Origin of the sequence: Solidesulfovibrio carbinoliphilus subsp. oakridgensis, assembly GCF_000177215.2 — a bacterium.
Lineage (GTDB): Bacteria > Desulfobacterota > Desulfovibrionia > Desulfovibrionales > Desulfovibrionaceae > Solidesulfovibrio > Solidesulfovibrio carbinoliphilus.
Genome location: NZ_CM001368.1, coordinates 3,953,211 through 3,968,237, shown reverse-complemented (window position 1 = coordinate 3,968,237; position 15,027 = coordinate 3,953,211). Strand labels below are relative to the sequence as shown.

The following is a 15,027-nucleotide window of genomic DNA, read 5'->3' as shown; positions in this document are numbered from 1 at the left end:
TACGGGAACACCCTATTTGCCTATCAAGCTAACCCCATGAAGAACAAGGCAAACCCAGGCTAAAACATTTTTGGGCTCTTTCCTGGCCAAAGAGGCGACAGCAAATAGAATCCCCACCAAGGACACAAGAAAAAATATCCATCCGAATAGGCGCCAAAATACAGCAAACCGAAATAGGTAACCGTTAATTCCGCCCGCTGATTCGCTTGCAATATAAGCAGTGGCTCCAGCTATTGAAACAAGCTCTATTACAAAAACAACCCACGAAATCTCCGCAAAAACACTTGCACTGCGCTTTCCATTTTTATTGGAAACACCGAGCTTGACGCCACAGCCTGGGCATGTCTCCGCCTTATCCGAAATTTCGCGGCTACATTCTGGACACTTGATAAGGCTCATGTATTCCCCTGCGCCGGCTCCCAGCCGCAAAAGCGACATTTTGATGGGTCGCCATCATGCTTAGTCCCGCACGAAGGGCAAACAAGAATAGTTTTCCACGGTGCGAGGGGCGGCTGTTCAAGTATCCACTTGGAGATGTCTTTCTTGCTTACGCCAAGGGTATCTTCTTTGGGCAAATCTTTTCCACAATGCTTACAAACAATGGCCTCTTTCTTGATAAATTCCGCGCAGAAGGGGCACTTCCTTTCCCATTCTGCCGGGCCTTCTTTCCCGGCGATAAGCGCGAAGATCAGCCCGAACGGCCCGAGGAGAAGCCCGAGGAAGAACCAGCCGACTGCATTACGACCTTTTGAGGACGCGACCATAGCGGCGGCGATGCCGAAAAGAATCCAAATAAAGATAAACATGCCGTCACCCTATTCGCACCGCTGGGGTTTCGTGCCCCAGGGCTCCACGCAAAGGTACTTTTGCCCTATCACGACACGATATTTCAAAGTATTGTCGTTACAATATACGCGGAAAAGTTGTCCTTTATATCCGCTGCCGAGGGCGTGGCCGCCTTCGCATGTGGCACATTGATAGCCTGACGCCTGGACCGCTTCTTTGAAAAATCCGAAGTGAGACTTTTCAATCATTGAATCAGCCAACGATTCTTTATTGTTAAGAGAAAAAACGAGAATCGAACACACAAAAAGTAGGCATGTTTTGATGTTTGTAATTTTCATGGCTAGTTGACATTTGTAACTTTGCCGTTCTTTATAAAGACAGTCCCGGCCTTCCCTTCGTTCGCTTTATTGACACACACAAAAGAGACTGCCACCGTCCCATCAGGTCGTGTGGCTATATTGCTGCTACATGCTGGCGGCAACGAAGCAACAAAAGACTTTGCCTCTGCCATATCGGACGGGTTCGTATTGCCTTGCGCCCACGCCGAACCGGCCAACAAAAACACCACCAGCAAAGTCAAGATAATTTTCATATTTCCCCCTTTCCCGCCCCGATACCAGGGGATGGGCCGGGGGGGCAACCTCAACCACGGGGAAAGATCATGAAACCGCTCCCGGACTGCAACGCATGCAACATGAACACGGGCAGTTCGTGCCTGGACTGCACGAACGCGATACGGGAGGCCAAAAAGGGACCTCTCGTCATCAACTGCCCGATGCACACGGACAACCTGACCGGAATCTTTTTCAACGGCATGGAAATCCCGCTCCATAAGTCTGGAATTTTCCATATTGAGTTCGTCGCCCACGGGCGAGAAGCCCCGGTGTTCACTGTCAAGTATTTCTCGGCAGGCCCCGAATACCAGGGCGTTGACCATGAAAAGATCGGCAACGTGGGCCGAGGCACTAACGACCCCAGCCCACAGCACGACGCCCGCCAGTTAAAAGCTCAAGCCGAAGACGAAAAGGCGTGTGGCGAATGCTTCCTCGCGTCTAACCGTCGGCCGCCATGCTCTTCATGTGAGCAATATGCTCTTCGAAAGCCTCAATTTCAGCTTCTGGAGGATAAACTTGAAGTCCATTGCTCCTTAAGCCGTTGATCGCTTTTTTATAAGCGGAAAAGGCTTCCAAAGTGTCCTTGACGGCGAATGTCTCTCCACAGCTCGGGCACTGGATGGTGCCGGATGCACCAATTGAGACGTTTGTCACTTGGAATACAGCATCACAACTTGGCTTGTCTTTTTTGATGTGCTTAAATGTCCACATCTTCGGTAAGTTCAAAATCACTTTTCTTCCTCCTCTCGGTTAAAGGGTCCACGGGGTCACGACCGGACCCTACCGGGAGGAGGTGAGAAATAGAAGTCCTCCGATAGCAGACATTCCTTCCTCGATTGTCAACGGCGAAAACGCCAACCGACGAAAGAGGAACGCGCCATGACCAATATTGGCACCATTGAAGCCAAGATCAAAGCAGAAGGCTTCCCTGAGTTCGCAAACGACCTGAAAAAGGTTGATGCGACCATGGAAGCGTTCGCCGGATCGACGCAGAAGCAGTTTCGGCGCGTTGAACTGAGCGTCAACGAAGTCGCCAAGATGATGGGCATGTCCGGCCAAGCCTTTGAGGACTTCCGGTCCAAGGCGATGAAAAGCCTTGCCGCCGTCCAGGGGTCCAAGGCGCTGGAGACCATGGCCCGGCAGTGCGGTTTCGCCAAGGACGAGATCGAGAAGATGGGTCGGCAGATGGGGTTGACGGAGCAGTCGATTGCGGCGCTTACGACGAAGATATTTGGTCTTTCGGCTCCAATAAAATCTACACAATCTTCCGTATCTTCTCTTACCAGCCTGATAACTCCATTGGCAGGGGCTATCGCTGGTGCATTTACCTTGGGCGCTGTCTCTAGTTTCGTCCAGGAGATTGCCAGCGCAAAAATGCAGTTTGAGGCATTTGACCGGACTCTAAAATTGGTCACTGGCTCACAAACTGGCGCGTCTTTGGCTATGGAGTCTATTGCGGAAACATCTAACCGACTTGGCCTGAAACTCACTGACGCAGCAGACGGATACAAGCTCATTGCAGCGGCTGCACGTGGCACGACGCTTGAAGGGGCCGAGACTACAAAAACATTTGAAGCGGTTGCCTCATCGGCGTCCGTTTTGGGCCTGTCTGCCAGCGATACCAACGGCATCCTTTTGGCCCTTTCCCAAATGATTTCAAAAGGAAAAGTCCAGGCCGAGGAGCTGCGGGGCCAGCTGGGAGAGCGCCTTCCGGGCGCATTTCAAATTGCCGCCCGCGCCATGGGGATGACGACCGGAGAGTTGGACAAGCTTCTGTCTTCTGGTGGGCTAGCGACAGAAACATTCCTGCCAAGGTTCACCGCAGAATTGCTAAAGTCTGGACAGGGGGCGACTGATGTAGGCAACAGCACCCAGGCAGCGTTCAACCGAATGACTAACTCCTGGGATAGCCTAAAGGCCGCGCTAGGAGAAACAACGGCTTTTGGGGCAGCCATCGCGGCCGTAAATGCTATTGGAAGTGCTGCCGACACTGTAGCAAACAAGATTAGATCACTTAGCGAGACGCTTACAGCTACCAAGCAGATCGAGGATTACGAGAAGAGGGCAAAGGCTCTCAAAGATCAGCTTGGCGACGGACAGGGTATATCGCAAAAAATATCAGCATTTGAATACGAAACGATTCCCAGGGAAGATGTTCTGGAAGAAGTCCGGCGCATGGAGAATGCAGCCAATGAGCTTCGACAGAAAATTTCCGAGAACGCCCGAAGAGAAATTGGGAAGAAGAATCTCGCTGCAATAAATAAGCAAAACGAGGACAATCTCGCAGCCGAGAAGAAGGGGCAAGAGGCGGTCCTCGATTCTTGGGCGTCTTCGGCTGATAAGGGGAAATCCCTTTGGGCGCAAAACAGAAAAGACGTGCTGGCGGCATGGGGGAAGGCCTACAAAGGCGAAATCACCAATGACGCCATGTCTGTCCTGATCGACGAGTCAAACAAGAAGTACGCGCAGGGCCTCGAAGACCTGGGGAAGAAGGGCCAGAAATCCGCCAACGCCGCCGCCCGCTACGCCGAACGTACCTCCGCATACCTTGAGCAGGCCCAAGACCAGTACGATCAACTTGAAGCGCAGCTTGGGGGCGACTCCCTGGGGGCGAAGGTCGCGGCCATCGAAAAACGGTACGACAAGGCCGCGTCCGCTGTCCGGCAAGCCATGATCGGCGCGAAAGGCAGCACGGCCGAGTTGAACGCCACCCTGGAAGTCATGGGCAAAAGCAAGGCCCTGGAAATCCTCGCGGCCCAGGCCGACGCCTGGAAAAAGTCCATGTCCGACGCGGCCAACATGCTTGGCGAACTTGGCCGGCTGACCGGCGACCCGGACGCCATCTACGGGGCCAGCATGACCACGGCCCAGGCGTGGGAGGCGGACCAGCAAAAGCGGATCGGGGCCATTGCCGACGAAACCGAGAAGGAAAAGCAGCTTGGCGAATTGCGCCAGGTCATGGCTTTCAAGGAAGTAGAGGCGAAACGGCAGGCTTACGAAGGCGTGGCCGCCGTCTCCTCCGAATACTGGAACGCCGAAAAGGCGCTTCTCGACGTACACCTGGGAGTCGTCAAGGCCAACGCCCAAGACGAACTGGCTTTCCGTGTCTACGCCGCGCAACAGGAAGACGAACTCCGCAAAAAGCAGCTTGAGAGCGAATCGCAATACGCCGGCACCTTTGCCGAAACCTTTTCGTCCCGCTGGTCCCTCGCCTTCGGCGGCTACAAGTCCGAGATGACCAAGACCAAAGAGTCTTGGAATCAGATGAGCGACTCCATCATTTCGTCCACCAACGGGATGATTGACGGTATCGCCGGCGGATTTGGGGACATGATCCGTAACATCGGTAACGGGACCGCCAGCATCGAAGACCTGTGGAAGAACATGCTGAGCCGGATGCTGGATGCCTTCGCGTCATTCGTGGAAGACTTGGTGAAACAGCAGTTGAAGGACATGGTGGGTGGGCTGTTTTCCGGCTCTGCTACATCGGGCCAGCGAGGCGGAGGGCTCGACCTCTCCAACCTGCTCAAGGGCTCCTCTTCGTCTTCATCCGGCAGTTCCGCCTACGACCCCACCCTCTTTGACAAGTTGGGTGACAGGATTGGCGAAAGCTCGGGTGATTCATTCTTGCAGGGCCTCCAGTCGTCCGGCTCCGGGACTTCGCTCCTTATTGGTGACGCCCCCGACATCGGCAAGGGTATTGGCAAAGGACTGACGCAATACCAGGACGTTTGGAACGCGACCTCCTCCCGATGGAACCAGGGTGGGAATGAAGCGTGGCAGAATGGCAGCTTTTCATCGGCAACCGCCGCCACCGACTCCAAATACTCCTGGGGCGGCGCGGTCGCTGGGGCCGGTGCCGTGGCCGGCGGGGCCATGGGCATGGTCAATTCTACCAGCGCCCTAAGCGCCCTGGGCAGCGGCGTCATGGCGGCCGGCGGCGTCATGATGATGATTCCGGGCTTGCAGGTCGCGGGGGCTGTGACCGCAGCGGTTGGCGGGCTCGTCTCGCTGTTCGGCCAGGAGAACAAGAAGGAGATCAAGAAAGTCGCCGAGGGCTACAACATCGGCGTGACCGGGGGCGCGGTCAACGCCTCGGGCGTCGATTTCTACAGCGACGGCTCCACGGTCTCCACGGGCGTCACCGATCCGGACGTGGTCCGCAAGGTGTCCGAAGCCTTCAAGGACGCCGCGAAGAACGTCACGGACTTTTCCAAGGTCTTGGGGTTCTCGACCAAGGAATTCGTCAAGAATTTCAATTTTCCCACGATGAACATCACGAGCGATCAGCTCGACGGCTATATAAAAAATGGCACGAACGCCATGGCCTTTAGCGCCCTGGACCAGTCCGGCTTGCGTGGTGCCTTCGACGCCGTGGCCGAAAACGGCGAAGTCTACATCGACGAGTTCTCGCGCTTATCCAAAGCCTACCAAACCGTTGGCGGCTACACCGAGGCCTACGGCTACGACCTGGAAACCCTGGCCGGGATCACCCAGGACAGCATTGACGCTCTGCGGGCAACCAACACCCAGGTGGCTCAGGGCACCCTGCCGGCCATGCTCACTATGGCTGCCGCCATGGGCGCGACCGGCGATATCATGTCGGTCCTGGCCTCCACGGCCACGGACACGTCGGTTGCGCTCAATGTCACGGATGAGCAGCTTTCCAAGATTCTCCAGGCCGACTACGCCAGCCAGATCGAGGACGCCGTCGGTGGTGAAGACGCCTTTAAGACGATCATGGGCAACCTTGTCAAGAACACGCTCGACAACATTGACGCTTACAAGAAGCAGGCCACCTACTATACCGACAAGTCGAACGAGGCTATTTCCGACCTCAAAGACCCGTCCGTCGCGATAGACAGCTTCTGGGCCAGCTTTGATGCCGCGATGAAGCGCGGGCTTACTGTTGACGAGTTCGAAGCGTGGGCGGACGCCTCTTCGTGGGTCAACAATTTCGACACCATTTCCGACGCCATCACGGATTTTTACAACACCATTGAGAAGCTTGGGCAGAGCCTCCAAGCCCGGACCTACAAGGCCCTGGGCATGGACACGGCGTCGTCCGCCTCCGCGCAGATCGCCTCGAACCGGTGGGAGCTCTACGACGCGGACAAGGCCGGGTACGACGATGCCACCATATCCGCCATCGCCTACACCCAAGAACTTGAGCGCCAAGCCTCGATCCAGGACGCGATGGCCAACGCGCAGTCCGCCGTGGACGATGCGACCGGCGCGGACAAAACGGCCTCCGAGGTCGCCAAGATCACGTCGGAATTTGGCGACTGGATCGAGGCGGCCCGCATCCTCGGCGCGTCCGAATCGCAGCTTGCCACCCTGCGCCAGCAGGAAACCGCAACCGTCCAGGCCACCTATGACGCCCTGGCCGAAGTGATGGCCGAAAAGGCGTCTGACGCGGAAATCCGGCTCTTGAAAGCGCAGGACAACGACTACGCTGCCTCTATTTACGAAAAGCTGGAGAACAACGCCAAGGAACTCAAGGAGGCCATGGCAAGCAACCTCTACACCGCCGAGAGCTACGCCACCCTTGTGGCTGCACAGACGGCCGAGGTTGCTGCCCTGGTCAAGGCGCAAGAGGATGCGCTGACGACGCAGTTTGAGACGTGGCAGTCGAATTGGGCCAAGCTGACCGCCCGCCAGTACACTGTCGCGGGCGATGACCCCATGTCCACCTGGACCTCTTTGGTGCAGAGCCAGCGCGAGGAGTACGCGCAGGCGCAGAAGGACGGCATGTCCGCCGAATACCTGGCGCAACTCGTCCAGGTCATGGCTGGGGAGCGCCAGACCGCATGGGACGACGCACAGGAAGCGGCGTGGTCCAAGCGCATGTCCGATCTTAACGATCAGATCAGCAAGCTTAAGGACAGCTTTTCCGACCTTGTGGACGACCTGACCGAGGCGGCCAACAGTTTTGGCTCGATCCTGGACGAGCAAATCACGCTGGTTGGCGACCTATTCGACAGCGCCAAAAGCGCCCAATCCGCTATCACTTCGACCATCAAAGACCTGACGACCGGTGACCTTTCGCCGCTTTCAGGCGCTGATAAAACGTCCTCCCTGGCCGGGCAGATCGCCACGGCCTACCAGCAGATGACCACGGCCGGGCGCGGGGCCGGACAGATTTCGGCCGCCGCGACGTTGGAGAGCCTCGCTACCGACTACCTGGACGCACTTCGGGCCTCCGGTGACAGCGAGACCTACCTCGCTGGCTACATCGACACCGTGACCAAGCTCAATCAGGCCAAGGCCATTACGGGCAGCGATGTCAATTACTACGCCCGCATGACCGACCTGCTGGACGCCGAAAAAAATATCATGGCCGAAATCCTGGCCGAGCTTTCTAAGCAAACGCCCGATATCCAGAAGCTTCAGGGTTTGAAGGACGCCTCCGAGGCCACGCAATCCGGCATCCAAGACCTGTACGGCGACGTGACGGACAACGAATCTTCCTGGCGCAAAGCGGTCGAAATCACGCTGGCGCAATCCGGGCAGACGCAGGACAATATCGCCAAGCTGCTTGGTACTGGCGGGTCGGTCGGCACGTTCCTTTCCGCGATGACCACGTTTAACACGACCTCCATGCCGACCTACATCGGCCAGATCACCACGCTTCTGGCGCAGATTGCTTCGGTGGCTGGAAACATCACGGTCACGCCCCCGACTGTTCCAGTCCCAGGCACTCCCGACGTAACGACCGGTGGCACCACCTACACCGCCGAGCAAACCGCACTGGCGACCAATCTCCGCGCCCTGATGAGCTATGCCAATTATGGCGGTTCTTCTTCGTGGACGGCCGACCAGATTCTTCCGGCCCTGTCCACCTACGCAGCGTGGGGCTCCCAATTTGGCGTGACAGCCTCCAACGGGTTTAGCGTCCCCTCGGATGCAGTAGGCGCATACCTCTACGCCAAAATGGCGGATTGGAACAAAGACACAGGCGGGACGCACACGTACCTTGAAGTCCAAAATTCCATAGCCGGACTTTATGGCAGTGCGGCCAACGTCTTAGCCCACTGGCTTGAGTTTGGATATAACGAGGGTGTTCCTTTCCCGAACGTCGATAATGTCATGTACAAGACGGCGCAATACTACAAGAACAAAGCCACGTCTCTTGGCATAAATCCGTATGCCGCAGCCAAGTCCATGGCAAGCACCCTCGGCATGTCTTTCAGCCCGTCTACTTCGACGCTGGAAGCTATCGCCAAGGCCCACTACGCCGCCTACGGCCGCGCCGAGGGGATGATCCAGCCATACGCCCTGGGTGGCATCGCCCCCGGCGGATCGTGGGGTCTCGTTGGTGAGCAGGGGCCTGAGATCGTCCGCTTTGGCGCGACCACGGCTATTACACCACACTCACAGACCAAGAACATCATGGGTGACGCATTCGCGGACCTCGTGGCCGAAATAAAATCCATGAAGCAGCAGCTTTACGCCGCTGCACGGGAGACGGCCAAGAATACGCAGAAACTGGCGCGGCTTGCGGACGATTGGGATGCAAACGGATTGACCACCAAGGCGGCGCAGTAACATGAAACTCATCGTCCCGAAACAGATCACGGCCGATACAATTGTCTCGTACAACGTGGTCGAAAACGACTATGACCCGTACAACTCCGCGACACTGTATCTTGTCGGCCAGCGTGTCATTGACAACCATAAAATCTATCAAGCGTTGGTCGGGGATTCGATCACGGGCATATCAGCATGGGCAAGCGGCACTGCTTATGCCGCCAGCAATCTGTGCTACCTCGTTTCAACGCACAAAATCTATCAGGCCAACAAGGACACAACCGGGCAACAGCCGGACAACTATCTGACCGGAGAATCGCCGGTTTGGACAGAGGTTGGCAGCGTCAACCAAGGCGTCGTGCTCACGGACACCAATTTCTGGATTGAGCTTGGCCCGACCAATTACTACGCGATGCTCGACAATTATACGGACACGCAGACAACAGGCGTGGCTGTCACTGGTGGCAATGCCATAATAATCGAACTGGACTCGTCCAAGTGCAATGCTGTCGCGCTGTTTAACTGCGTTGGCAGCTACATCGACATGGAATGCCTGTCAGCGGACGATACTGTTGTTTGGTCTTCTCGGGTTTGGCTTATCTTGCGTGATTCCAAATCATGGAGCGACTTTTTTTTCAGTACGCAGTCCAAGACAAGAAAAGATACGTATCAGCAATTCCCGATGTTTTATAACACGCGGCTTCGCCTAACCATATTCTCGCCGGAAACGGCAAAATGCGGGGACGTTGTTATCGGCGCAACAAAAAACATTGGAAGCACAAAATTTAATCCGACACTCTCCATAATTGACTATTCAAAGAAAGAAACTAACAGCTTCGGCGTGACATACCTGTCAGTTGGCAAATATAAAAAGAAAACGTCCATTGACATGTATGTGCGTAACAAAGAAATAGACACGGTTTATCGAACTCTTGCTGATTTGCGGGCAACTCCAGCCGTGTTTATTTGTGACAACTCCACAACTGCCACAGAAATGTATGAGTCCATGCTTGTCAAAGGGTTCTACACAGACTTTTCAATCGTCGTACCTGGGCCGAGCATGAGCGACTGTTCGCTGGAAATCGAAGGACTTGCTTAGGAGACAGCTATGAGCATCACACAGACTATTTCGCCTATTCCTGATCCGCCTTCGATTGCGGACTCCGCGTCGTTCGACGAGCGCGCCGAGGTTTTTCTTAACGCGCTGCCGGAGCTTGCAACCGAGCTTAACGCTTTTGGAACGCAGGCGAATAGCACGGCCGACGCGGTGGACACCGCTGCCGGGACAGCCACAACCAAGGCGAGTGAAGCGGCGTCCTCTGCCTCCACGGCCTCTGGAGCCGCCTCCACGGCGGCAACCAAAGCCAGCGAAGCATCGGCCTCTGCTACCACGGCCTCCGGGGCCGCCGCCACCGCGACCACGAAAGCCGGCGAGGCCGCCACCTCTGCCACCGTCGCCAGCGGGGCAGCGACGACGGCCACCACCAAAGCCGGCGAAGCGGCAGACAGCGCAACCACGGCGTCTGGAGCCGCCAGCACGGCTACCACCAAAGCGGGCGAGGCATCCACCTCGGCCACGGCTGCGGCCGGATCGGCCACGACCGCCACCACCAAGGCCGGAGAAGCCTCATCTAGTGCCACCTCTGCGGCTTCCGCGAAGACGGCGGCCGAGTCCGCCCGAGACACGGCGGTAGCCGCGAAAGACCTCGCTGTCTCCTCGAAAGACACGGCGGTCGCAGCGGCAACAACGGCCACCACCAAGGCCGGCGAAGCGGCCGATTCGGCTACGGCGGCGGCGGCCAGCGCGGCGGCTGCGGCTGAGATCGCGGCGGGCAATATCCCTAACGCCACTACCGAGGCCGCCGGCAAAGTGGAACTGGCGACCACGGCTGAGACGCAGACCGGCACGGACGCGACTCGGGCGGTGACTCCGGCCGGGGCAGCCGCCACGTTTTCGATCCTGGGTCACGTCCATACTGGCGTTTATGAACCGGCCAATACCAACATTCAGACGCACATCTCCCGGACGGACAACCCACATGCCGTGACCGCCGCTCAGGTTGGCGCCGCCCCGGCCGCCAAGGGCGTCACCAACGGGGACGGCCACGACCACAGCGGCGGGGATGGGGCGCAGATTTCGTATGCCGCCCTGGCCGACCTGCCGACGATCCCGGCCGCTGGATCGGCTACCCCCGAAGCCCTGGGCACGGCTGCGGCCGGGACTGCTTCGGGGCTGTCCCACGAGGACCACGTCCACGCGATGCCTACCGCCGCCCAGGTCGGTGCCCTCGCCACGGCTGGCGGCGCGATGACGGGACGCCTGGACCTTCTGTCCACCTCCGAGGGCATGTCCGCCCGGGGCTCCATTTCCGGGGCGCAGACGCTGGACATGGCGCTCGGCAACTGCTTCACCGCGACGGTCACCGCAGCGACAACCTTTGCCCCGAGCAACGTGCCGGCGTCCGGTGTCTTGGCCGGCTTCGTGCTCCTCCTGACCAACGGTGGGGCCTACACGATAACATGGCCGACCGGCACCAAGTGGGCAGGCGGCACGGCTCCGACGCTAACGACCAGCGGCACGGACGCGCTGGTGTTCGTGACGACGGATGGCGGGACGACCTGGAAGGCGTTCGTTAGCGGGAAGGACTTGAAGTAATGCTTGCTACAAATCTTCTTGCAGCAGTTGCAGGTTCACAGGCGGACAAAACATACATCGAAGACGTGTTTTCCGTCGATTTGTACACTGGGAACGGCGCAGCACAGACAATAACAAACGGTATTGATCTGGTTACATACGGGGGACTGGTATGGATAAAACCTCGTTCCGACATAGGGCACCATTTCCTGTACGATTCTGCAAGATCATGGAATAATTATTTGAGAACTAGTCTTGTTGACGCTCAAGCATTCGACACTAGCTTATTTTTTGGCGGGGCGCTAGCTAATGGATTTAAAACAGGAACGTACTGGAGTGGTGTTAAAGTGGTCGCCTGGACCTTTCGCGAGGCCCCCAAGTTCTTCAAGATGGCCCTCATCACCAAGTCGGCCGGCTCCAACGCCACCGTAGACCTCTCCTCCCTTGGCACAGTCGGCATGGTCCGCGTCAAGCGGATCGACGCCGCCGGCTCCTGGTATGTTTGGCACCGCTCCCTCCCGGCCGGGCAACTGCTCATCGGTGAGACGACGGCCGCAGCGGCTACGCTTGGGCATATCACCGTCTCGGGTACGACGCTGACGCTGGTCAACGGGGTTATCGCGGACGGCACGTATATCATCCATGCTTGGGCGCATGATGAGAGCCCGGACGGGTTGGTACAAGCCATTACTTTCACGACCGACTCTAGCGGCAATGCTGCTGTCCCGTTTGGTTTTGAGTCTCAACTCGACATACTGAAAGCGTCTACCGCCACGGGCAATTGGCTGGTCGTTGACACTATGCGCGGCATTCTAACCGGATCAGTCGATCAGCAGTTATACCCTAATGCCAGCACCGCAGAGACGGCCGGAACAACCATTGACTTGACCTCAAATGGCCTCAACGCAACATCTCTGTCTGCGTCAACCACGTATGTTGGTCTCGCCATCCGCCGTGGCCCCATGAGAGTCCCCACGGACGGGACCAAAGTTTACAACGCCATCGCCAGGACGGGAACGGGCGCAGCGGCTACGGTGACGGGAGTGGGGTTTGCGCCGGATATTGTGATTGCGAAGGGGAAAGATATTCGTGGTTGGTTCGTTGGGGATAGGCTGCGTGGAGCATACAAAGAATTAGAAACATCAAGCACGATGGCGGAGTACGCCGATAATTCGTCTTGGGGCGGGGTTACTGGTTTTGATACTCAAGACGGTGCACGTCTTGGGAGTGACCTTGACTATGGTCGCGTGAACCAATCATCTGTACAATTCGTTAACTACTGCTTCCGCCGCGCCCCAGGCTTCTTCGACCAAGTCTGCTACACGGGCACCGGAGTAGCCCGTACAATCCCCCACAATCTCAAATCTATACCAGGGATGATATGGTTTAAGGGGCGTAGTGCTGCTTATAGTTGGGTGGTATATCATAAAAGTCTTGGTGCTACTAGACTAGCGGGTCGTCTCGAAAAAACTGATGCTGCTAGTACCAATTCTGCGTGGTTCAATAATACAGAACCTACAGATACTGTGGCAACGGTGGGGGCTAGTGGCCCTAATGATGCTGGCACTACATACGTCGCATACCTCTTCGGTGACACCCCAGGCCTCTGCAAAGCCTTTTCCTACACGGGCAACGGCACCAACCAGGATATCCCCCTCGGCTTTATCCCCCGGTTCATAATCCTTAAACGCACCGACGCATCGGGCGACTGGTACGTTTTCGACACCGTGCGCGGCATCGTCTCAGGCAACGATCCGTACCTGCTCCTCAACTCCACCGCTGCCGAAGTCACAACCACCGACTTTATTGACCCTATTGCCAACGGCATCAATGCGAGCGGGTCACTCATCAACATCAACGGCGCGCAGATGATTGGTTGGGCCTGCGCCTAGGGAGATACTATGTACCGCGATAAACTCACCGGCCAATACCCGCTTAGCAAGCAAGAACTCGTCGCCCGCAACCCCAACATCTCCCTGCCCGCCGCCTGGGACGATTCCGTGCTGGACCTGCTCGGCGTGGGTTACGTCAAGCCTGTCGCCTGGCCCGAGATCACGGCCACGCAGCGGCTTGTGGAGGGGGAGCCCGAGCAGCGGGAGGACGGCGCTTGGTATCAGACGTGGACCGTGCAGGATTTTACACCCGAGGAGGTGGCCGAGGCGCTGGCGCGGGCGAAGGGGGCCAAAATCGCCGAAGCCCGCGCCGCCTGTGACGCCGTCCTGGACCCCCTCGGCACCGAGTATGGGGCCTGGGAAAAGCAGACGTGGGACCAGCAGGCCACCGAGGCCGCCGCCCTCATGGCTGACCCGACGCTTGAAACCAACACGTCGGCCGGCGACAAGATCCCGTGCATCCGGTCCATGGCCGCCGCCAGGGGCATGCCGGTCGCGGAACTGGCGCAACGCATCCTGGCCAACCGGGAGGCATGGTTACAAATCTCCGGGGCGGTCATCGGGCAGCGGCAGGCGATTTATGACCGGGTGCAGGCGGCCACGACGGCCGAGGAGGTCGCGACCATCGACGTCACGATCGCGCTGCCGGGGTAGGTGGCCCCGGGCCGAAACGACAAAAGCCCCGAGCGGGTGCCCGGGGCTAGATGGTACGCTTTTGAAATGCTCCCAGCATTCACGCCCTGCCGCGAGTGGTCGCGAAACGGCGTAAAAGCTGGGTGAAAAACGGCTATCAGCGGCCTGTCACGTCGGAGGGCGAGGGTTCGAGTCCCTTCGGCCCCGCCAGATCGAAACAAGCGCCCGTCGCTTGTTGAAGCCTCGAAGGAAACCCCTTCGGGGCTTCTTGCGTTTGGCGGCCGTGACAGACGTCTCGATCCCAGAACCTCGGGTCTTTTATTCTCGTCTGGATCGTTTACCGGACCGACAACAGCACCGATGGTGAATATGTTTCCTTTTTGAGGGAGTGTCGCCGCACGGCTCCAGGGCCTTGCCTCAAAAAAGCGGTGCTTCCTTTGCCCGAGCCCTGCTTCTTATAATGAGCATGATTATCATGCACACATTTCCCAAGCCCTCCGCTTGGTTCATGCCGTTTTGCACAAGTCAATAAAGCATTTCCGCCACTGTACAAACCACTGGTGATGCTATTCTTCAGGCACAAGGCCCTACCGAACGCATTGCAAGCGCATGTTATTGGAATAGGGCTTCCATGAATTGCTGGTGTTGCATTTTCCCCTTCTCCCCGCCGCGCCACTCCATCGCGCAGAAATAATTCATACGGTAAGCATCAGAAATAGTCCCGACTCTTTTGTGTTTTACAGAACCATTTATTTCATTCTTGCCATTTCTGAAAAATGCCCTTAGAAAAGCCCAGAATAACGCAGGACGTTGTTTTGAGTTGGCGCCGGATACTCTATTGCCTATGTCGGAATACGCGTTCCCGGGTAGCCGGGGCGCTGTTCTGCGGAGTGTCATGTTGCAACATTTTCATTATTATCAAGCGTCTGCACCGAGA

At 57.3% G+C, this 15,027-nt stretch carries 9 protein-coding genes and 1 tRNA gene; 6 read left to right on the top strand and 4 right to left on the bottom strand.

All coding sequences use genetic code 11. The features are described from left to right. Window positions 1-12: 12 nt before the first annotated feature. From DFW101_RS19645 to DFW101_RS19635, 4 genes are all read right to left on the bottom strand, one after another. Window positions 13-399, bottom strand: a complete 387-nt coding sequence (locus DFW101_RS19645) for a zinc ribbon domain-containing protein (RefSeq protein WP_157137666.1) — start codon at window positions 397-399, stop codon at window positions 13-15. After that, entirely contained in the window at window positions 396-806 is a 411-nt protein-coding gene (locus tag DFW101_RS19250) for a zinc ribbon domain-containing protein (protein ID WP_083838498.1), read from the bottom strand. The genes DFW101_RS19645 and DFW101_RS19250 overlap by 4 nt, the downstream gene beginning before the upstream one ends. A gap of 320 nt (window positions 807-1,126) precedes the next feature. After that, window positions 1,127-1,378 carry a hypothetical protein gene (locus DFW101_RS19640; RefSeq protein WP_157137665.1) on the bottom strand — a complete coding sequence of 84 codons (252 nt, stop codon included), beginning with the start codon at window positions 1,376-1,378 and terminating at the stop codon, window positions 1,127-1,129. 460 nt (window positions 1,379-1,838) lie between these two features. Continuing rightward, window positions 1,839-2,132 (bottom strand): MJ0042-type zinc finger domain-containing protein, encoded by a 294-nt coding sequence (locus DFW101_RS19635; RefSeq protein ID WP_157137664.1) that lies wholly within the window; start codon window positions 2,130-2,132, stop codon window positions 1,839-1,841. Between the two features lie 147 nt (window positions 2,133-2,279). On the opposite strand from DFW101_RS19635, the gene DFW101_RS17345 reads away from it, so the two are divergent. The 6 genes from DFW101_RS17345 to DFW101_RS17315 all read left to right on the top strand — a co-directional run bounded on the left by DFW101_RS17345 (window position 2,280) and on the right by DFW101_RS17315 (window position 14,300). Then, complete coding sequence (locus DFW101_RS17345; RefSeq protein ID WP_009182811.1) at window positions 2,280-8,948, top strand: tape measure protein; 6,669 nt, start codon at window positions 2,280-2,282, stop codon at window positions 8,946-8,948. Window position 8,949: 1 nt separating this feature from the next. Further along, window positions 8,950-10,029, top strand: a complete 1,080-nt coding sequence (locus tag DFW101_RS17340; protein ID WP_009182810.1) for a hypothetical protein — start codon at window positions 8,950-8,952, stop codon at window positions 10,027-10,029. A 9-nt stretch (window positions 10,030-10,038) separates the two neighbouring features. Continuing rightward, window positions 10,039-11,586: a hypothetical protein gene (locus DFW101_RS18715; protein WP_009182809.1), complete on the top strand. Its 1,548-nt coding sequence runs from the start codon at window positions 10,039-10,041 to the stop codon at window positions 11,584-11,586. Next, window positions 11,586-13,457: a DUF7483 domain-containing protein gene (locus tag DFW101_RS17325; protein WP_009182808.1), complete on the top strand. Its 1,872-nt coding sequence runs from the start codon at window positions 11,586-11,588 to the stop codon at window positions 13,455-13,457. Before DFW101_RS18715 ends, DFW101_RS17325 begins: the two co-directional genes overlap by 1 nt. Before the next feature lie 9 nt (window positions 13,458-13,466). Continuing rightward, window positions 13,467-14,111 (top strand): hypothetical protein, encoded by a 645-nt coding sequence (locus tag DFW101_RS18710; protein WP_009182807.1) that lies wholly within the window; start codon window positions 13,467-13,469, stop codon window positions 14,109-14,111. A 120-nt stretch (window positions 14,112-14,231) separates the two neighbouring features. Continuing rightward, window positions 14,232-14,300, top strand: a tRNA-Asp gene (locus DFW101_RS17315). Window positions 14,301-15,027 lie beyond the last annotated feature (727 nt).

Bases quoted from the DNA above. Each gene is read 5' to 3' on its own strand.
- DFW101_RS17345 (WP_009182811.1), top strand. From the start codon at position 2,280: ATGACCAATATTGGCACCATTGAAGCCAAGATCAAAGCAGAAGGCTTC.
- DFW101_RS19250 (WP_083838498.1), bottom strand. From the start codon at position 806: ATGTTTATCTTTATTTGGATTCTTTTCGGCATCGCCGCCGCTATGGTC.
- DFW101_RS17325 (WP_009182808.1), top strand. From the start codon at position 11,586: ATGCTTGCTACAAATCTTCTTGCAGCAGTTGCAGGTTCACAGGCGGAC.
- DFW101_RS17340 (WP_009182810.1), top strand. From the start codon at position 8,950: ATGAAACTCATCGTCCCGAAACAGATCACGGCCGATACAATTGTCTCG.
- DFW101_RS18715 (WP_009182809.1), top strand. From the start codon at position 10,039: ATGAGCATCACACAGACTATTTCGCCTATTCCTGATCCGCCTTCGATT.
- DFW101_RS19640 (WP_157137665.1), bottom strand. From the start codon at position 1,378: ATGAAAATTATCTTGACTTTGCTGGTGGTGTTTTTGTTGGCCGGTTCG.
- DFW101_RS18710 (WP_009182807.1), top strand. From the start codon at position 13,467: ATGTACCGCGATAAACTCACCGGCCAATACCCGCTTAGCAAGCAAGAA.
- DFW101_RS19645 (WP_157137666.1), bottom strand. From the start codon at position 399: ATGAGCCTTATCAAGTGTCCAGAATGTAGCCGCGAAATTTCGGATAAG.